This window comes from Microcoleus sp. FACHB-831 (genome assembly GCF_014695585.1).
Lineage (GTDB): Bacteria > Cyanobacteriota > Cyanobacteriia > Cyanobacteriales > FACHB-T130 > FACHB-831.
In genome coordinates this window covers 1-19721 of the sequence record NZ_JACJON010000053.1, presented here as the reverse complement: position 1 = coordinate 19721, position 19721 = coordinate 1, and the positions used below count along the sequence as shown (strand labels likewise).

The 19721-nt window shown below is 42.8% G+C and carries 20 protein-coding genes; 9 read left to right on the top strand and 11 right to left on the bottom strand.

The genetic code is table 11. The annotated features are described in order from the left end of the window. Positions 1-37: 37 nt before the first annotated feature. Positions 38-2056 (top strand): alpha-amylase family glycosyl hydrolase, encoded by a 2019-nt coding sequence (locus H6F77_RS13535; protein WP_190489249.1) that lies wholly within the window; start codon positions 38-40, stop codon positions 2054-2056. Positions 2057-2220: 164 nt separating this feature from the next. Here H6F77_RS13535 and H6F77_RS13530 read toward each other — a convergent pair whose 3' ends face one another. The 3 genes from H6F77_RS13530 to H6F77_RS13520 all read right to left on the bottom strand — a co-directional run bounded on the left by H6F77_RS13530 (position 2221) and on the right by H6F77_RS13520 (position 5955). Beyond that, positions 2221-3081, bottom strand: a complete 861-nt coding sequence (locus H6F77_RS13530) for a M28 family peptidase (protein ID WP_190489248.1) — start codon at positions 3079-3081, stop codon at positions 2221-2223. Between the two features lie 62 nt (positions 3082-3143). Continuing rightward, positions 3144-3383 carry a DUF4351 domain-containing protein gene (locus tag H6F77_RS13525; protein ID WP_190489247.1) on the bottom strand — a complete coding sequence of 80 codons (240 nt, stop codon included), beginning with the start codon at positions 3381-3383 and terminating at the stop codon, positions 3144-3146. 232 nt (positions 3384-3615) lie between these two features. Next, positions 3616-5955 carry a tetratricopeptide repeat protein gene (locus H6F77_RS13520; protein WP_242022140.1) on the bottom strand — a complete coding sequence of 780 codons (2340 nt, stop codon included), beginning with the start codon at positions 5953-5955 and terminating at the stop codon, positions 3616-3618. A 165-nt stretch (positions 5956-6120) separates the two neighbouring features. Here H6F77_RS13520 and H6F77_RS13515 point away from each other — a divergent pair, with 165 nt between their 5' ends. Both H6F77_RS13515 and H6F77_RS13510 read left to right on the top strand, forming a co-directional pair. Continuing rightward, positions 6121-6372 (top strand): MbcA/ParS/Xre antitoxin family protein, encoded by a 252-nt coding sequence (locus H6F77_RS13515; RefSeq protein ID WP_190489246.1) that lies wholly within the window; start codon positions 6121-6123, stop codon positions 6370-6372. A 193-nt stretch (positions 6373-6565) separates the two neighbouring features. Beyond that, positions 6566-7078, top strand: coding sequence for an RES family NAD+ phosphorylase (locus H6F77_RS13510; RefSeq protein ID WP_309228847.1), 513 nt, complete (start codon positions 6566-6568; stop codon positions 7076-7078). A gap of 163 nt (positions 7079-7241) precedes the next feature. On the opposite strand, the gene H6F77_RS13505 is transcribed toward H6F77_RS13510, so the two are convergent. Then, the gene (locus H6F77_RS13505) at positions 7242-7583 is read right to left on the bottom strand and encodes a DUF952 domain-containing protein (protein ID WP_190489244.1); all 342 of its coding nucleotides are present in this window, start codon (positions 7581-7583) and stop codon (positions 7242-7244) included. 81 nt (positions 7584-7664) lie between these two features. Continuing rightward, complete coding sequence (locus H6F77_RS13500; protein ID WP_190489243.1) at positions 7665-8543, bottom strand: PhzF family protein; 879 nt, start codon at positions 8541-8543, stop codon at positions 7665-7667. Positions 8544-8967: 424 nt separating this feature from the next. On the opposite strand from H6F77_RS13500, the gene H6F77_RS28655 reads away from it, so the two are divergent. Then, positions 8968-10095, top strand: a complete 1128-nt coding sequence (locus H6F77_RS28655) for a septal ring lytic transglycosylase RlpA family protein (RefSeq protein WP_305076085.1) — start codon at positions 8968-8970, stop codon at positions 10093-10095. 62 nt (positions 10096-10157) lie between these two features. On the opposite strand, the gene trpE is transcribed toward H6F77_RS28655, so the two are convergent. Together trpE and H6F77_RS13485 are read right to left on the bottom strand one after the other, a co-directional pair. Further along, a complete protein-coding gene (gene trpE / locus H6F77_RS13490) occupies positions 10158-11696 on the bottom strand; it encodes an anthranilate synthase component I (RefSeq protein WP_190489242.1) in 1539 nt (512 codons plus the stop codon). A 128-nt stretch (positions 11697-11824) separates the two neighbouring features. Further along, entirely contained in the window at positions 11825-12088 is a 264-nt protein-coding gene (locus H6F77_RS13485) for a DUF2584 family protein (RefSeq protein WP_190489241.1), read from the bottom strand. Between the two features lie 258 nt (positions 12089-12346). Between H6F77_RS13485 and H6F77_RS13480 the strand changes: the two genes are divergently transcribed. After that, a complete protein-coding gene (locus H6F77_RS13480) occupies positions 12347-12592 on the top strand; it encodes a ChaB family protein (RefSeq protein ID WP_190489240.1) in 246 nt (81 codons plus the stop codon). Between the two features lie 622 nt (positions 12593-13214). Here the strand turns inward: H6F77_RS13480 and H6F77_RS13475 are convergent. The 4 genes from H6F77_RS13475 to H6F77_RS13460 all read right to left on the bottom strand — a co-directional run bounded on the left by H6F77_RS13475 (position 13215) and on the right by H6F77_RS13460 (position 16195). After that, positions 13215-13640 (bottom strand): photosystem I reaction center subunit II PsaD, encoded by a 426-nt coding sequence (locus H6F77_RS13475; RefSeq protein ID WP_190489239.1) that lies wholly within the window; start codon positions 13638-13640, stop codon positions 13215-13217. Positions 13641-13827: 187 nt separating this feature from the next. Continuing rightward, the gene (locus tag H6F77_RS13470; protein WP_190489238.1) at positions 13828-14733 is read right to left on the bottom strand and encodes a ribonuclease D; all 906 of its coding nucleotides are present in this window, start codon (positions 14731-14733) and stop codon (positions 13828-13830) included. Between the two features lie 295 nt (positions 14734-15028). Beyond that, the gene (locus H6F77_RS13465; protein WP_190489237.1) at positions 15029-15955 is read right to left on the bottom strand and encodes a bestrophin family protein; all 927 of its coding nucleotides are present in this window, start codon (positions 15953-15955) and stop codon (positions 15029-15031) included. Positions 15956-15961: 6 nt separating this feature from the next. Continuing rightward, positions 15962-16195 carry a hypothetical protein gene (locus H6F77_RS13460; RefSeq protein WP_190489236.1) on the bottom strand — a complete coding sequence of 78 codons (234 nt, stop codon included), beginning with the start codon at positions 16193-16195 and terminating at the stop codon, positions 15962-15964. A gap of 107 nt (positions 16196-16302) precedes the next feature. Between H6F77_RS13460 and H6F77_RS13455 the strand changes: the two genes are divergently transcribed. The 4 genes from H6F77_RS13455 (at position 16303) to H6F77_RS13440 (ending at position 19676) form a co-directional block, all read left to right on the top strand. After that, complete coding sequence (locus H6F77_RS13455; protein ID WP_190489235.1) at positions 16303-16539, top strand: hypothetical protein; 237 nt, start codon at positions 16303-16305, stop codon at positions 16537-16539. Positions 16540-16719: 180 nt separating this feature from the next. Next, positions 16720-17322 (top strand): cytochrome b/b6 domain-containing protein, encoded by a 603-nt coding sequence (locus H6F77_RS13450; RefSeq protein WP_190489234.1) that lies wholly within the window; start codon positions 16720-16722, stop codon positions 17320-17322. A 9-nt stretch (positions 17323-17331) separates the two neighbouring features. Then, positions 17332-18039: a molybdopterin-dependent oxidoreductase gene (locus tag H6F77_RS13445; RefSeq protein ID WP_190489233.1), complete on the top strand. Its 708-nt coding sequence runs from the start codon at positions 17332-17334 to the stop codon at positions 18037-18039. A gap of 605 nt (positions 18040-18644) precedes the next feature. After that, positions 18645-19676 carry an ISL3 family transposase gene (locus H6F77_RS13440; protein WP_309228846.1) on the top strand — a complete coding sequence of 344 codons (1032 nt, stop codon included), beginning with the start codon at positions 18645-18647 and terminating at the stop codon, positions 19674-19676. Positions 19677-19721 lie beyond the last annotated feature (45 nt).

Here is a 19721-nt window from a genome sequence, read left to right as displayed (position 1 = left end):
CGGGTTTGATATTAACCAACGCCAGGAGGTTACTGCTATGCCTGCCGATTTATTGAACCGGAAAAAAACTCACTTTGTTTTGTGGCGTCCTGGGCGCACTGACATCAATCCCGCCCTCTACATTGGCTACTTCCAAAGCCCTGAGTCGCCATCATTTACAAACTTTCGGGAAATTCCTCTTAAGCGATCGCCCCAGTTTCCCGATCTGTGGGAGATATCAGCCGGGGAATGCGATCTCAGAGAAAAGCAGGTTTACTTCTACTGGTTTAAGGTTGGCAACACCGAACCCTACGACAGTGCAAGTGCTAAACAAGTCCTCTACTGCACCGATCCAATAGCGTGGACAATCGATCGGCGTTTCCCTGCGCCAGTGCCATCAGAACCGGGTGGAATTGCCAGCTTCGATCCGGCAAGTGTTGTACTTTATCAGAATGGACAGCTAATTCCCTGCGATGCGGATGGACAAACTGTAGATTCGCAAGGAGATAGTTCCCTAGAAAAGCTGCCGCCGAATAATAAGCTGGTAATCTATGAGTTACCAACGCGCTGGACAAGGATTCGCTCAACTGGAGCGATCGCGCAAGGAAACGGCACGTTTCGCGATGTATTATCGCTGATTGTTCCAGACAAAATTGCCCCTAATTTCCCCACAGTCGCTGCCCTCAATAACCGCTCTCATCTTATAGAATTAGGAGTCACCGCCCTAGAACTTTTGCCCTTAGCAGACAGCGTTGACAATCTCAACTGGGGCTATGGTACGTCTAATTATTTTGCCGCAGATTTCGAGCTGGGTCGCAGAGATGGCGAAAATGCAACGACGGCTTCGACGGCTTCGACAGATCTAGCCAATTTAATTAAAGTCTGTCACCAGAATGGCTTGCGCTTTTTTGTAGATGTTGTGATGGCTTTTTCTCGCGACAATTCTTACCACAACATCAATTTTCTGGATTTTTACGTCAAATTTGGTAGCGGCGATCCAGAACAAGGGCCGAGAGATGGTTTTGGGGGAGATTTATTTAAGTACAATTTTTGGGTTGAAGGCTATCACCCAATTACCGGACAAAAGGCATGGTTAGTTCCAGCACGGGAATACATGAAAGCCTACATTGCCCACTGGATAGAATATTATCGCGTCGATGGTTTGCGGCTAGATAGTGTCAACAACGTTGGTAACTACGACTTCTTGCAGGAGTTTAAAGATTTTGCGCGATCGCTGTGGGAAAAACGCCAAGGAAAGGGAGATAAATTCTTAGTTGTTGGCGAAGAATTAAGCGTACCTCTAGCATTAGTCTCTCAAAATCGTTTGGATGGACTTTGGAACGAAAAATTCAAGCAAATTGTCCGCCAAGTAATTCTAGGACGTAATTCCTCTGACGAACCTAGTTTTGAATGGAGCGTCCGCAAACTTATTGACTGCCGCAACTTAGGTTTTAGCGACGGTTCCCAAGCTGTAAACTACTTAACAAGCCACGATATTGGCGGCATTGGCAACGAACGTTTCTTCAACTGGCTTGTTAACAATGGAATCGATCGCACCGAACCGCGCATTAAGCTAGCATTTGTCTGTCTGCTCACGGCTGTCGGGATTCCCATGATATTAGCCGGAGATGAATTTGCCGACCAGCAAGATTTAGATATCAGCGACGAACATAGTAGTAATAAACAGGTCGATCCAGTTAACTACAGCCGCATGAATGATGATTGGCGACAACGCATATTTAACTATGTAGCGCGGCTAATTCGCTGGCGGAAGGAGTCAGCGGCTCTCGCCATGAATGATACCAAATTTATTCATGTTGATTTCAATGAAGGCAAGCGAGTCCTAGTTTGGCAGCGGGGTACCGGGGAACAGTTAGTAGTTGTAGTTGCTAATTTTTCCGACTACGGCACTCCCGGCGCACCTAATCCAGGCGCTGAATATGTTGTCCCAAATTGGCCCGCAACCCCAAAAGATAAACAATGGTACGAAGTAACCCAAGACCGAACTGTTGCCCAAGAATGGGTTGGCAGAGAGGCAATCTTTCCTTGGGAAGCTAAAGTTTACGCCCTAGTTTAGAGGCAAGCACGGGGGCACTGCCCCCAGCAAGACTCTCTATTTTCTCTTTCCTTAGCGCTCTAACGGCTAACGCCTTCGCTCCGCTGACGCCACGCTGGTGCGTCTTTGCGGTTCATTTCTCTTAAAACAAAAAACCACAAGGCAACCATCAAATATCCCTGGATTTAAAGACGGCGGATACCAGCAGCCAAACCGCGACAGACACCAGTAAGAAAGTCTAAATCGAGAGTTTCGATGCGATCGCTGGCCTTATGATAGTGCGGATTCCGCATAAAAGCGGTATCCGTTACCATCATCGCTTTATAACCTTTATCCCAAAATGGCGCGTGGTCGCTAAGTCTAGTTTGGCGAACAATTAAACCTCTATTGGGCACGGGCAACCACTCACAGGGGGTTCCATCTTTGCGAATATTACGACTGAGGTTAATTAGGTCGGGAATTGTAGTTAAATTGCCGATGAGAGCAATAAAATCGCCGCGATTTGGGTAAAAGTATTCTAACTTAGCTGGGTAGCGCTGGGAATTAGGGGTGCGATCGCAATATCCCAGCATTTCTAAAGATATCATTAAACGTAATTGTTGCTGTTTTTGGTGCAATTCATTTGCATATGCTTCGCTACCCAATAACCCATATTCTTCCATATCAAAAGCAACTAATCGAACTGGGTATTTTATAGGTTCTGCTGCAAATATTCTCGCCAATTCTAATAGCGCAGCGACGCCAGTGCCATTATCATCAGCACCAGGCGTTCCAGGTACACCGTCATAATGTGCGCCTATTAAAATAGGTGGAGATCCCCCCTGTCCCCCCTTAGCAAGGGGGGAGTTTATAGGGGGTAAATTTAGGATGAGATTCTGATGAGTTTGACCGCGAATTATGAATTCATGGGTTTCTACAGTTCCCCATTGTTGAAATTGTTCGCGGATGTATTGCTTAACGTAGAAATGCCCGCTTGTGGAGAGATAGGGGTCGCGATCGCGCACTATATGAGTTAGGTGTTCGTGTAGTTGCTCTTTTAAATCCACGTTGCTTTTCTCCTTTTTGCTGGAGTTATAAAGTCCGCTAGTGCGGACTTAGGGAAGTTTATCTATGACTGGTGATTCTCCAACCAGCTAGTTAAATCATTTACAGAAGAGAAGTCTAAAAGTGCTTCTCCTAAATCTTCCAGTTGAGGTATGGATAACTGCTGAATTTGATTTTCTATATCGGGAGCGATCGCGCCCACTCGCCGCGTAAGTAACCGCAGAAGCATCGCCACCTCTCCTTGTTTGCGTCCTCGTTGCTCTCTCTTTTCGATGATCCTTTGATAGAAAACAGATTGCTGCATAATTTCCTCTCTGAATAGTTGGCCGATCGCATCGTTTTCAAACCGCAAACCTGCAAGAACACTTACAATTATTTTAACGCTTATTTAAACTAATTATTATTAATAAATAATCAATTTTATGTTAATAAGGGGTAGCGATCGCACCCTTTCCTTTACTACTCAAAAGCGCGATCGCTCTTTTTAACCTCGGAGAATAGATGTGCGATCGCGCTTCACTATGTATCGCGCCGACTCATCGCCTATTTTCCATCGCCTGTCGCACTTTCTCAACTTGCTTCGGTGCTTCCATTTCGTTAAAGAGTCGAATCGCCTTATCAAAGTTGGTCTGACTCTTCTCAACATCACCCATTTTTTGATAAGTTAAACCAAGTTGATAGTAAGCTTCAGCTAGATCGCATTTAGCGCCTATTTTATCCAGTAGTTCTATTGATTCTGAATGATTGGAAAGTGCTGTAACAAAATCTGTCTGTTTTCGATAAAGTTCTGCTAGACCAGTTAGAGCTTTAGCCTTAACTTGGGTGTAATGACTTTCTTCAGCAAACGCGATCGCTCTGCGGTACATCTCAAAAGACTTTTCAAGCTCTTCTAAATTGTTGTATGTTTGACCTAAAAACAATAATCTATATCCTACACCCCATGCAGTCAACTTCTCAGGCAAAATTTCATGTAGACTCCTTTCTGCTAAGTAAAATGCTTCTTGCCGAAGACCCAAAAATGATTTTAAAAACGCTAGGCAATACCAGGACTGTACTGCGTATCTATGGCATTCTGTGTTTTCTGCAAGTAATATAACTTTTTCAAAACATTGTGATGCTTGTTGAGTTTCTAATAAATCTATGTAGCAAAGACCTCTATTTAAGTAAGCAATTACTTCAATAGCTTTATTGTGAATAATAATTGCAATTTCTTCTGATTTTATATGAGAATCAATGCTAGATAGAATATCTCCTGTTAACCAATAAAGAGCGCCTAAAATATTATAAAGTCTACTTTGGGTATAACTATCAGTAATATTATTTATTATTTGATTTATTGCAGCCCTCATTTGTTGTAATAGACCCAACCTGTAGAATGACACCCCCAATTCTTCAGCATTGTCCCATTTATTACTTCTCTCATTAGTAATGACGTTACCAGCCAAATTAAAATCCTCAATTTCCACATATTGATAGTAAGCTTCAAAAGCTCTGATGGCATCTTCTATCGTTTCAACTGTCTTAACACTCTCCGTCCAAAAATCTGCTACTTTACGGTTTACTTCTTCCCAATCTTTACTTGCCCTTAGCCTACTTATCGCCTCTGCCCGAATTACTGGATGCAGCAAATATTCTTCCTTTTGGCATTCCACTAAACACCGATTTCGCAACGATTCAATAATTCGTCTACACTGTGCTTCTGGCACATCCCACAGTAAACATAACAGTCCCTCAGTGGGGACAGTCGGCACATCCTGATAGCGATAGCATCCCAAACGGCAGAGGAGTCGATAGGCTTCGGGGTAAATTTCTTCTAGGCGGTTGAACTGATCTTTAATTAGGTTTTCTACAGCTAATTCCACCAATAAATCAGCTTCGACTTTATGTTCTCGCCAATAAGCTGCCATATCTCCATCTCTCTGAATTGAAGCGCAGAGGACTTTCATAGCTAGGGCATTACCTCCATAAGCTTTGTGCATTTCCTCCAAAGCCTGAGCATCTACATTAATCTTGCGAGTGCTAAAAAAATCTTGCCATGCTTGCTGATTCAAACTAGGCAGTGAATAATTTTCAATATCTACGTTTTCATTCACACGCTCACGGCTGGTAATTAGCGTCACCGACTGCACTGTTGGATCAGCCAAAACTCGCAACAGTTCTACATAGCGGCGATGGGGTTCAATAAACTTGCCTTGTCTATCCAGTGCAGGTTCCAAGTTATCAATCAATACCCCAACTTTGCGCGTCTGAAGTTGCCGTTTTAGCCGCCCAAGCATTACCCCAAACTCGCGCCCTGGTTCTTCCTGAAAATCCTGTTTGAGCCATTCTCCAATCACACTTTCGACGGCGGTGATGTTCTCCTTTTCCTTTGCCATCGGGAGATCCAGCACCAAGTCGAACCCTTGAGTTTTGAGATATTGCTGCGCCAAAGTTGTCTTACCTACGCCGCCTGGTGCTTGGATAAAGATGACTTTCGCCCCTTGACTGACAAGGTTGTTGAGGTGAGCGATCGCCTCTTTCCTGCCCACAAAATTAGGATCTGATTCACACTTGGCACCCGTATCCAGCTGAGGCTCTGCCTCAAGAGTGTCAGCTGATGTTGCGATCGCGGGTGCGCTATTCCCTAACAACTCAGGCTTGTACTTAGCAACCAGGGCAATTAATTCAGGGCGTTTTGAGCGGCGTTTACCTTGCTTCTGTTGTTCGATACCAAGCGTCTTGCAGATATTCTCAATATGTTTTCTGACTGTTGTTTCTTTATTTTTTAAGTACGCAGAGATCTCTAAATCTGTCTTACCAGACGCAACCATTTCCAACACTCGCTGCTCGGTAGGTTTTAGCTCGCTGAAATATCTATCAAATTCCTCTTGGTTCATGGTTATTAGCTTTTTTATACACATATGTGTATAAAGACAACACTATTATCACAAATAGGCCACAAATGTGGTCGCTTTTGTCTGGCAAGCTGATGCAATATATATAAGCAAGGCCAAGTTTACGGTTTTAAATCCTTGGCAATTACGATCAAGGAAAGGTTTACCATGAGCAAAACCAAACCCACAAGCCTTCTCAATAAGTCAGACTGCCAGCCAATCCACGGCGAGATAACCAGACGCGAGCAACTGATTGAGTGTTTGGGTGATTTGCTCGGCGGCTCTGACAACGTTGAAATTTGGCTGAAGTCGCCTCATCCAGTGCTTGGGGGGCGCACACCCCAGTCTTATGTGGATGAAGGTAAGCTTGAGGTTTTGGAGTATTTCATCAACGCCATTGAAACTGGACAGCCTAGCTAAAGGCTTGTCTAAGAATACCCCCCACTTTTTAGGCGCTGCTAAACCGGGTTTCTTCAAGGAACCCGGTTTCTGGTATATTGGTGACTAATTTTATACTTTTTTTAAGTCTACCTAGTCTGCGTACCTATAATTGTTAACTGGTCAACAGCTCGTTACGTCTCTGACTGCACTGCCCACCCTATCTGCACAAGGGGTGGTTTTTCGTCTGCTCCATATTAAATATCAGAACACTGCCTTGTCTTCGATTGGTTCTCTCAGAGCGGGTGGCAGGTACAATGTGGCTCAGGTATTTTCAGCGCTCTACACCTCTGATACTCCTATTACTGCACTTCGAGAGCTTAAAGTCCTAGTTGAAACAGCAACTGGGCTTATTGCCTGCAAGGCACCACCCTACATCCTACTTTCTATCGAGTACAGCCTTCAGACAATCCTTGACCTGACTAACCCTGACAACCAAAATGTCTTAGGGACAAATGTGCAGGAACTTACTGGACAATGGTTGCCCATTAATCTCCAAGGCCAGCCTGCTCCAACCCAAGAACTTGCAACTGCTGCCTACAACTCCCAAACCATTGAAGCTTTAAAGGTTCCATCAGCCCTTGCTCCTAACGCTTATAACGTTGTCATATTCCCAGACAAGCTCTCCTCTGGTAGCTTTTTGAAAGTTTACGATGACTCCGGCAGCATTACGGCAAAACTGCCTTGAATACTTAAATAGCAGGCACATAGAATCATTTAACCTGCCTTTGGTGGCTGTCTCAGCTGCTGGTTCAAGATACAAATGCCTACGCCACTCTTGGCGATCGCCTCTCCAGTCGGCGCAGGCTTTTTTTTATGCAGCGCCGTGATTTCCAAGTGTTAAAGGTAATTCACACAAGTTCACCTGGCAATTCAAACAAGCCATCTTCACCAGACTCAAAAGCAACTACTTGCACCACAGCATCTATGTTCAACGCACCATAAATATGCGGAAAAAGCTCCCCTCCATCTATCCCCTCATATTTTATTTCAGGCTTAACTTTCTCTGATTCAAGGCAAAGTAGCACTAACCCGTTTTGGGACTTAAAAAAGGCATTCGCTACTTTGATAACTTGCTCTAAAGTCGAGCAATGGATAAACCCTTCAGATTCCAACGTATCGCCGCGATAAACATTAGTAGATTTAGCATCTTCCCAGCGATCGCGCTTCGTGATGTGCAAAATAATACTCATAAAAATCTCAACTTTTGTTCGTTGTTGATTGTTAGTCGTTCATCGCCTTAGACAATGAATTATCATCGCTGTCCTGCGAATTTAAACAAATTCTCCCTTAGCCACCATTACCACCTTACCCCCCACAGACACTTCAATTACTCCAGCCTTTTTCTGCGCTTTCAACAACAGCAAAGAAGGTCTGCCAATCTCATATCCCTGCTCAACTCTTACATCAACCACTTCTTCCCCAAAATACGCATACTGTACTAGATACCCAGCCAAACAACCATTCGCGCTACCCGTTGCTGGATCTTCCGGTACTCCCAAATAATCCGCAAACATCCTCACGCTCAAATCGTTTTCTGAATTGTACGTTTCAGGACAAAATACCAAGATAGCTTTAGCTTCAGTTGTATTAACTAAATCAAAATATTTGTCTTTATTTACCTTAATTCGCTTCAGCGCAGAGTGCGTCTTCAATGGAACGATAATAAACGGCACTCCTGTGGAAACTTCTTGAATTGGAAACCTAGAATCTATCTCATCCTGTCCTAAATTCAAAATTTGAGCAAGCGAATCTGCTGCCAAGAGTGAACCAAAAACAGGTGTTTTTTGCTGCATCCACAACCATTCTACTGCCCCTTCTGCATAATGCAGCGTTACAGGAATTTGCCCAACTTTCAAATTCAAGATAATCGTCTCAACTGCTTGCTTAATAATTGCCTGTTGCAAAACATATGCCGTCCCTAAAGTTGGGTGTCCCGCAAATGGCAATTCTTGTTCAGGGGTAAATATCCGCACGTCATAACCGCGATCGCGCATATTTTCCGACACTACAAAGGTTGTTTCTGAATAATTCATCTCCTTCGCAATGCGTTGCATCTGCTCCCCTGAAATGTCACCTATTCCCGTAAACACAGCCAACTGATTGCCCGTATATTTCTCAACAGCAAACACATCTACAATATAAAAATCCATTTTATTTCCCAACTTTTTGCACATTAATATTACCCCTAAGCGGATAATTTTGTATGGAAATATTAGTACCGAAACTTCTAAGGCGAGTGACTGGGATCGCTACAGGAGTGTGATCCCCCTCAAGGCAGATATTTACATTGAGTATTAATGTATACTAGGAAACGGTTTAGCAAACCAGAGTGCATTGTACTTAAAGGTTCATCTGCTTATGCCATTTTTCGGACTTTTTTGGGTGACATCCTGGATTAATTGTTTGTTTGCTTCTAGCCAGGGTTTGTTCAAGGTACCCGAATACATATACAGTGCAATACCAGCCAAAGTTTTTTCAGTTATAGGTAGTAGTCCAATTGAAAAACCATCACATCTGGTTGTTCCAACACAAGTTAATTCGCGTATATGGCCTTATAACCGCTCAATTGCAACTTTGCCTTCCTTAACTTTCCAGTTGGCTGGAGAAAGTAGCCAAATTGCATCAAATAACGCTACAACTGGTTCGATTTACAGCGGAAAAAGTACGATAGAAAAGGCCCTCTGCCCTACAGCATTAGCTAAGAAAGAAGATAAAAAAATTGCCTCTCCTGTAATTATCCCAAAAGCTGTATCTCAGGCTGCAATGGGGCTTGAAGTAAATACTGCTAAAGAATCGAAGACCAGTATCACGAGCAAAATTTTGCAGGTAATGCAGAATTTATGGCGCGGGCAAAATTCGGTTGAACAAAGTATCAAAGCACCGCCGCCAGTTGTGGTTATCCGTGCTAGCGACCAAAAACGAGTCGGGGATACCGAATTAAATAACAATCAGCGTGCGAAGCTAGGCTTTTGGCTGTACTCGCAACTGCGACCGGGACGTGTTGGTGTTGTCACCCCTTCGGAAAAAAATGACTCATTTCAAATTTGGGTAAAAGGGAATTTGATAGCGGAAATTCCCAACCAAGTACGAGCTGAGTTAATTGCTGAAAATCTTACTAAGCTAGTTTCTGACCCCAGCCTAAATGCATCTGAACTGCAACTGGCGATCGCGGATGGAATCCCCGCAGGTAAGATTGGCGATCGCGTTTTATTTGTCATTGATGATGCGATCGCTAACGATCTAAAACGCAATCGCGAAATCTTAGCAACGGAATGGCTCAACAATCTCCGCATCGCTTTGGGCGAACCCCCTTTATCACTCGCTACCGCCCAAATGCAAATGCACAGTCTAGTCGAAACAGACAAAAAAATTGAAGGTCTTGCTTCCTTTTATGGCGGCTATTTTCACGGACGTTTAACAGCGAACGGCGAAACTTATAACCAATTTGCGCTTACTGCTGCTCATAAAGAACTGCCTTTTAATACTTATCTCAAGGTGACAAACCTGAAAAATGGCCAAAGCACGATCGTCAGAATAAACGATCGCGGCCCTTACATTCCCCCTAGATCGCTCGATTTATCCGTCGCTGCGGCTAGGTGCATTGAGAGTGAAGAAGCAGGTGTAATTCCTTATTCAGCCGTCATCTTGCAACCTAACTCACCTCGATCCTCAACAGAGGATACAAAATGGAGCGGATTGTAATAGTTCATTGTTGATAATTCATAGTTCATTGCTATAAACCACGAACTATGAACTATTAGCAACTAGCGCAGACAACGGATAGCCTCTAAAAGTCCTCTGGCTTTATTGAGGGTTTCTTCATATTCTGTTTCCGGGTTGGAATCGGCAACTAAACCAGCGCCAGCTTGGACTGTAACTGCGTGTTTCCCATTGCCTTCGTTGCGGACTACCATAGTGCGAATTGCGATCGCGCTATTCAATTGTCCCTCGAAATCATAATATCCATAAGAACCCGAATATGGCCCCCGGCGACAAGACTCTAACTCCTGAATAATCTCCATTGCGCGAATCTTGGGTGCGCCGCTAACAGTACCCGCCGGAAAACATGCTTTCAATAAATCCCACGCAGTTTTATCAGGGGCAAGTTCTCCCACAACATTGCTGACAATGTGCATAACGTGAGAGTAACGCTCGATCGTCATTAACTCATCTACTTTGACCGTACCGTTGCTACAGGCGCGACCCAAGTCATTGCGTCCTAAGTCAACAAGCATAACGTGTTCGGCGATTTCCTTGGGGTCTTTGAGCAAATCGATCGCAAGTGCATCATCCTCGTGTGGCGTCTTACCCCTCGGTCGCGTACCAGCAATCGGTCGCACAGTCGCTACTGTTTTACCCTCTGGATCTCGTTCCGCCTTCACCATGACTTCGGGACTTGACCCGATAATTTGCCAATCGCCAAAGTTGAAGTAAGCCATGTACGGCGAAGGGTTAATTAGGCGCAGCGAACGGTAAAGCGCAAAAGGTTCGCCTGCATACTCAGCAGAAAGTCGTTGCGAGAGTACGACTTGGAAAATATCGCCAGCACGGATATAGTCTTTTGCCTTTTGGACGTTAGCGCAGAATTGTTCGCGGGAGATATTGCTGGTGTAAGCAAGATCGCCGCCTGACTCTTCCTTACCAAAGCGGCGGGTATCTGGGGAAGTCCATTCTAAGAGGGTGTCTTTCCCTGATAGGGGTAGCTGGAGTTTGCTGACAAGCTGACTGACGCGATCGCATGCTTGTTTATAAGCTTTTTCTAAATCTCCATCTCGGATATCTGCATAAGCGATCGCCCATATCTTGCGCTTCACTTGGTCAAATATAATCAGGTTGTCTACCTGCATCCACAACCCATCCGGCAAATCATCTGCTGTTGCTGGATAAATCGGGACGCGATTTTCAATCCAATTAATTAATTCATAACCCCAAAAGCCAAACAAACCCCCGATTCCAGGCGGTAACTGCGGTAACTTAACCGGGCGATAGGGTTCCAGACAGCTAGCTAAAGCTGCAAAAGGGTCGCCTTCAAATACTTGAACCGAACCGTCTCGGTGCGTCTGCGTAGTGCTATTTCCCCTCGCTTCCAACACCCAAACGGGGTCGCATCCCAAAAAACTGTAGCGTCCGATGTTTTCTCCGCCTTCTACAGATTCCAGGAGAAAGCTGTAAGGTTGACCAGCACAGACTTTATACCAAGCAGATACTGGGGTTTCTAAGTCTGCAACCCATTCTTGATACACCGGGACAAAGTTGCCTTGTTGCGCTAGAGCCGAAAATTGGGAGAAATCGGGGAAAATCATAACTTTAGGTGTTTTGGATATGGGTATGCGTTGCACTTTCAGCCACGCGAAGCGCTATAGCGCCGCGATCGCGCTTGCTGCCCAGTCTTTCATTATAAAGTCTTGCAAACAACCTGCTTATCCTTTGGTCATTTAACTGAGAGGGGGTGGCTATATATTCTTTTTATTTCAAATTCCATAGTAGTTTTATTGTTTTCCCAAGTTAGTTTGCGAATAACAATATCTGCATGAGCAACCCAATCTTCATCTACAAGAGCAATGGGTACATCGATAGGAATAATTCGGTAGCCTTCTTTAGACGTTTGATGTTTTACGCCTACCTTTAAATGGTCTGGAAATCCTTGCGATCGCTTTAGTTTTAGAATGCTATTTACTTCACAAGGCATACCCATACTTTTTAACCTCGCTGCAATCAGTTTCTATTGGCCCAACTACTTTACATTAAAGCGATCGCCCTGAAATAAAAACCGCTCTGCATAACACCGCACTTCCGTTTAGATGCTTGAGAAATATATTTTATGCCTTTTATACAAAAGTAATTCACATTATATCAGTCTTCAGATAGAGCCTGTAACTACCTCCGAGAAAGAGGTAATTTTATGCAGAGTTTCTTACGATGAACTTAAAAGCAAATAAAATAGGAGTGGGTTATGGCTCAGAAGCAACTCGATGAATTTCCTTCAGAAATAAAAGAACAGCTACTTGATGGTGCTCAGCAGATTTTTGTTGCTGCCTTTAACAGCGCGAGCGACAACGGTATGGACGAAGCTTCCGCTACTCGTGTTGCCTGGAACACTATAGAACAAAACTACGACAAAGGGCCAGATGGCAAATGGCATCGCAAGCCAGACGATACCAACCAACGCTTTAAATCTGTCCAGTCTGGCGGTAATTAATGCCTTTTTGCTAGAGCTTAAATTGATTCATATACGCGATTTGTGGTTGTCACAGATCGCGTATTTAGTTTTTAAGTAACTTTTTACCCCTAAAACGGGTATTCAACTGCTTTAAGCTAAAGGATTACCGGATCGATGGCACAAAAGCAGTACAACCAGCCGCCTTAAATTATTTTATAATTTAAGCTTTTTCAGCAAAGTAAATTAAATAACAGGATGTAATAGGCTCAACAGTTTTTAACAAATAGTAAGGATAGATTCCTGCACCCTGGTTGTAACCTGCTACTCCCAAGAAGTTTCCCTGCTTGATAATTACTTGCCTAGTGCTGGTGCGGATTCGATTATTGGATACCTCGCCTAAACTAAATTTAGCGCCCTCATAAGAAGTATCAATAATACACACCCGACCTTTGACATTTAATGGATAAATACTCTTAGTTTCATCTACAGATGTCCATTGACAAACTCAAGCATGAAATACATAGCCATCTGCGTTTGATTAGATCTCTCTTCATCAAGCAAAAAGAATATTTTTTAATCAAAAGTTAATTTATAGATAGCGATAGAAAGTAGGGTGGGCACTGCCCACCCTACTAATAGTTTTATATAGCGCGTTAGGCTGCTATACCTGGAAAGTAGTCTTTCCGCTGAACTTCACTTTGGCAGGATCTGGGTTGTTGCCAATGTTGCGATCTATCTTGCCCACATAAGGACGACCTGCATTGACCTTCTCAGGGAATACACCATCCTTGGGATGCAGATACTGTATTTCACCGTTGGGGAAAATCCGGTAAATTTTGTAGTTGTTGATTTTGAACTTTGCCCGCAACTGTTGACCGCCCAAAGCAATGCAGTATTCTTTGCGAGCCAGGTACAGCAGGTTGTCACCTTGCCGCATGACGGCAGCGCCACCTGTCGGCATCTCAAATACTTGCTCTTTGGGGCTAGTCCAGGTGATGGCGTACTTTTCTTCTCGTTCTGCTTTGGTTAGCAAACCACCAGTGTGGCCGCCAAATATGGGAGTTTGTCCAGTAAGGGTTTCTGCCATAAATTTCTCTCAACGTTATCTAGGGAATGCTATCACTCCGCCTGAGCCTGTCTGCCAACTCTGTCAAGAACTGTAACAGTTTGATTAATTTCATGGGGGGAGGCTCCGCCTATATATTTTCGTTCCCAGGCTGGAGCCTGGGAACGAGGGTTGCGAGGCTCTGCCTCGCTCTAGCTGTTTCTAGCAATTACTCCTCCTGTTCTTTAGGCATCAAACGCCAGATGGTAGTTGTTTCGTCTTCAACTGGGAGTTGCTCAATCAAGCCTCCCAACTGTTTTTGAAGGTCTTTCGTCAGCTTGAGGGGAAAATCCAATGCAACCCCAGAAGCTTGGCTGAGTTTGGCAAGTTCGTCAAAGGCGACTTTCTTAGTAGTTTGCTCTCTAGGGGATAGTTTGAAATAATCAGTTTCTGAGATGTTCTTAGCCTGCATCGCCGCTTTTAGCCTGTCTTTGATGTGGGTTAGCTCTGTATCGAGTAACTTCCACTGTTGCTCAATCGACCGATAGCGTTGGCTAAGTGCTGTTATATCCTCCGTCGCTGGGTTTGGGTCGCTCAACTGCTTGCGTTGTAGTAGTTGCTGATCCACCTGAGCGAGGTAAACTACATCCATTTTTGCGTAGTGCAATTGGCTTTTGGTCAGAGGTCGCTGTCCCCAGTTACTACCTTGCAGGCTTTTATCTACTTCTGGGACGTTGCAGAGTTCGCGAACCAAAGTTTGCAGTTTCAAGTCAGGTACGGGCAGGATGTAGTAAGGAATCTGTTTCGCTACTTCTAAGGTGCAGCTAACATTTTTAGCTTTAGTTTTGCCCAAAAACTTGATATCATAACTTGCATTGTGAAACACTTTCTGAATCGCGGAATTGACCATAATTTTGTCAATAAAATAGACCGCGAGTTCCGGTTGGTCTAGGACATCTAGAATATAAACGCGATCGCCTGTTAGATCGCTGGGGTCATCTAATACCTGAATCAAAGACAGTCTTGGCTTGGAAGTTTGATAATCGGCAACTTCTGTATCTACCCAAAGTATTTCTGCTTGGGCATATTCAGCAATTTTGGTTCTGATTTCGTTAGCGTTTGTAAGATATGGCATCGCCTGAAATGGTTTTGGCTAAAATTTTTCAGTTTGCACCTCAACGCTGAGATTAGAATCTAATAATTGAGGTAAGTTGTGGGAGCAGACGGACTCAAAAAAGTGAATATCTATTTAAATGCCAGTGTGTTAAGAGCAATTCTTGCTATATTACTCCTAATTAGTACAATAACGAATTCCCGATTCTTGCAAATCGTAGTAAAGAGATGCGCGTACAAGGCAAATTTTTAGTTACCTACTGGCGATGCTTGCAAAATACAAAAAGCTATTACTCCTGTCTTTTATCTGCTGCCTTTTATTTCCTGTCTATTTTCTTTAAATCATTTACGCTTGAGTGGACGCTGGGACTAAGCGAGATTAGATCTTCAATATTTCGGCGCATTGTGGCGCAAATTGCATCGAGGGGCAGATCGTTGGGATCGTGTCCAAAAGGATTTTCAATTTCAATGCCAATTTCTTCAATTCCAAACAATGTAAAACTTATTAGACCGACAATTGGCCCGGTTCCCCAACCTAAATTGTTTACCATCTGAAAAGGTAATAATAGACAATAAATCAACAAAAGTTGCTTAAGGTGAATTGCATAAGCTAGGGGTATAGGCGTTTTTAAAATACGTTCGCACGCACCTAACATATCAACCATAATATTCACTAAATTATTTATAGCTGTGAGTTGGTAGATAGGTAGGCGATCGCGGTCATGCTGCTGCTGTAGGTAATCTGCAATCCAGAAAGCAACCTCTAGTGGGGGATTGTTCATGGTTTTGAGCTTAAAATACTGGTCTTCTGACATCAACTCTTCTAACTCGCTATTCATAAGCTGCCCTCTTAGATGCAACTTGGTAGCCACGCAAAAAGCAACTAATAGCCGCAAGGCAGCAATTTTTTTTGTTCTATCCTCTGGTTCATTTTCTTCAACCGATACCCAAATTTGCCGCGCCAGATTCCGGACGGTATTTACTAAAGTTCCCCAGCATTTACGGCCTTCCCAAAAGCGCTCGTAAGCCGTATTTGTACGAAAGACCAACAACAAACCTAAAACAATACTGGGGACTACGCTTTCCAGACTTTTTGCGGCTAAAGGAAATTTATAGTAGTGGTAGATTAAAGAAATTAAAAAACCAAATAAACCGCAGCACAATACGCGAAATAAAATAGATGGAATGACTGAGCCTTTGTAGCGGAAAGTTATTTGGAACCATTCCATTTTGTCTATTTTCATAAAATTTCAACCTCTTTCAGTTAATAGCAACCTTATAACAGTTTTAGCAGGTGGGGAATGCGGTCGATTGGCCGTTAAAGGCTGATAAAGCTTGCCTCGGTCTTCAACCTCCACCTCCTGATAATCTACAACGACTGGACGTGCTAGGCAGGAGTTGCGGTAGCGCGATCGCCGATAGACTTGCATTCCCCTAGTTTCATCGGCTACTGCCGTCAACAAGATACGGTATTTGGCAGCCAAAAGAGTAAGGATTTATACTATAAGATCGATCATCCTGAAGCAATAGCCGTAAGGTAGTGATACAATTCTTATCCAAAGTAGAAATACTTAAAAGTGTGAGGAGACATATGAATTTCAAAGTGCTTTCTTTAATCGCCTGTGTGATACTAACGGCTGGTCTGGCTTCCTGTGGTGGGGATGAGAGCAACAAAGGCCCTAGCCCAGCCGCTGATACCAAGAAGGAAACTCCCGCCGCAGGTAGCAACGCATCGCCCGCAGCTAGCCCCTCGCCCGCCGCAGGTAGCAAGGCAGCACCCTCCCCTGCCGCTAAGAAAGCAAGTCCGGCACCGACCAAGACCCCATAACTGTTGCCTGCTTTTTGTTTAGCCAACTCCCGTAGGGGAAAATTAGAGGAGTTGCTTTAGACTGTATTGCACCCCGCACATAGTCGTGCGGGGAATATTTTCTTAAGTGATATGCAATCGTTGTGGCGATCGCCATACTTATTCCATTAATCCAGTTTGTGCTGGTTTCGGGCAGCGTATATGAATTTATCTGCACCATCTAAAACAGGTCGAACTATACCGTACCAGGCGATCGCGGCAAAAACTTTCCACTGGATTAATATCGTTAGCCTGCTGTTAATGATTACCAGCGGACTGCAAATTTATAACGCCAACCCCGTTTTTGGCGGACGCACTGGCTGGCATTTCCCCATCATATTTTTACTAGGTGGTTGGCTTGCTGGAGGCAGACATTGGCATTTTGCCGCTATGTGGATATTTTCGCTCAATTTGCTTTGGTACGGTATTTACATTCTCATCACCCGACGCTGGAAGCATCGGTTTGCCAGCAGTAAAGATCTCAAAGCTTTACAACTTAGTAAAAATCCCAAGCGCAAAAATTATGCTTGGCATCGGTTAGCCTACACTGCCATAATTCCGGTCTTGTTGCTTGCCATATTTACTGGATTAGGTATGTATAAACCAGCCCAATTCTACTGGATTGTAGATTGTTTTGGTAATTGGCAAGCACTGAGAATTGTTCACCTTACATCAGTGCCGATATTTATTGTTTTTGCAATAGTTCACTCCTGGTTGGCTTTGAAATCAGGAGGTTCGCGCCTGATAGATTCTATGTTTTGGTAGAGATATTATATGCGTAAAATTTTAATACCTCGTCGCCGATTTTTACAGTTATCGGGGCTATCCAGCATGAATTTAATGTTGGGAGGGTGTGCGTTAAATGTGGTTGATAGTATTGCTGGAAAAGCATTTGAACCCCTCAACCAAAGTGTAGAAACTTTACTATTTAATCCTCAAAAGCCCGTACCGGAATTTCCTACCAGCGAAATTGAACCAAATGGTCTGATAGTCAATAGCTTCAGGTTTACTCCAAAAATCGATCCTTTAGCATTTCGTTTGACGGTTGATGGTGAAGTTAATAACCCTCTAAGTCTTAGCATGGAAAATATCGAAGGAATGCCCCTAACTTCGATGACAATTCGCCATGTCTGCGTTGAAGGTTGGGCAGCAATTGTGCAATGGGGGGGCGTGCGATTGCGGGATATTGTGTCTCTTGTCCAACCTAAATCTACTGTTCGTTATGTTTACTTTATGTCTGCTGATGGCTATTACGAAAGTTGGGATATTGCTTCTGCTATGCACCCCCAAACTTTAATGGCTTATCAAAAAAATGGGCAACCTTTGCCTATTGATAACGGTGCGCCTCTACGTCTAGCTTCACCTATTAAGCTTGGCTACAAGCTGAGTAAATGGGTAACTGGTATTAGGTTAGTTAGCGATCTGCTGCCTGCAAAGGGATACTGGGAGGATCAGGGTTACGAGTGGTTTGCAGGGTTGTAAAGATATCTCCCAACCTAATTAAAAATTGGGATTTAGAGGCTTTTTATTAGGCACATGGCAAAAAGCCGGAATTAGGGGGAGTCCCCCCAACCACCTTTACATAATTTTTTTTGGAGTGTATTTTTCGGCAAAAATCAGGAAATTTTAAGGTATATAATTCCACTTAAAGAAAGGATTATTAGCGTGAGGTGCAGCCTGGAAAGTAGGTCTTAAATTTTAAAAATTACTGGAATCCCAATTAAGGCAATACCCCATTTTTTTATACTAAATTAATCAATAACAACATTAAAAATTATGGTTCTTCAGTACTTGTTATGCCAAATTATTAGTTAATAAGAGAAAACAAGATTAATAAGTATATCAAAAAAAGACTTAAAATGCTGCCATGCTTGACATCTAGGCAATATTTATTGTTGGATATAAATATAGTCCTAGTATTTTTGGTGCATTTACAATTATGGTCAGCAAAAAAAATATTAAAATTTTAACAGAGCTTCTTGATTTAAGCGATGTAAAAGTTATATCACATCGTCTTCATGCTGAGATTGGAATAATCTTACAATAAATCAAAAAAGTCATATAGTACTTGCCTTAAGTGTGGCACAATCAGTCATAAATTACATCAAAATCATCGACACATTATTAAAGACTTACCATTTGGGGAGAAATCAGTATATTTAGAAATTAATAGGCGACAATTCAAATGTGAAAAATGTAGAAAACCCTTTAGCGAAGACCTAGAGTTTGTGAGGAAGAAAAGGACTTATACAAAACGGCTCGCACACCAAATAATACAAGAAGTTTTAGAAAATGACATTCATACTATAGCCTCAAAAGGGATAGTAACAACGGAAGAGATAGAACGTATGTTAAAGGACGCATCCGCAGAATTATTAGATTCAAAACCTTTAAACTTAAAAAGACTTGGAATCGATGAGATAGCTCTGATTAAAGGAAAAGGTAATTACTGTGCAGTATTAGTAGATTTAGATACATCTAAATTACTCGTAGTTTTAAGCAATCGCACGGCTGAGGTAATCAAGAACACCCTTACAGAATGGGGAAGTGAAGTTTTAGAACAAATAGAGGAAGTCAGTATAGATTTATGGAAAGGGTATAAAAATTTAGTTACAGAATTAATGCCTAAAGCTCAAGTAGTTGCAGATAGATTTCACGTCATGGTTCAGATAAATAAGGAACTAGATACGCAGAGAAAACGGGAAAAGCGGCATATAGAAGAGTTAATAAAAAAAGCAAAAACATCATCAAAAAAGGCCGAATATGAAAAATTCTTAGACGGAATAAAGAAAAGTAAATACGTTCTACTTAAAAATGAGTCAGATTTAAATGAGGAGCAACAAACTAAGCTTATTCAAGTAAAAGCGGTGTCTTCTATTCTCAAAGCAATGCATGAATTAAAAAAGAAAATTAGAAGCATTTTTAATAAAACTAATGATTGGTATACAGCAGTCTTTAAACTGGGTATTTGGCTCTCAAAAGCTAAACAATATTTTCCCAATAGCAACAATACTATTATCCGTTGGTTTGACGAGATAATCGCTTATTTTGATATAGCTTTTCTCAAATATGTGAGATACAGTAACAGGAGTGAGCAAACCAATTACGAATGTCTTTAAGGGAAACTTGACTAAAGGCCTGACTAATCGCTAAATCTAGAGCTT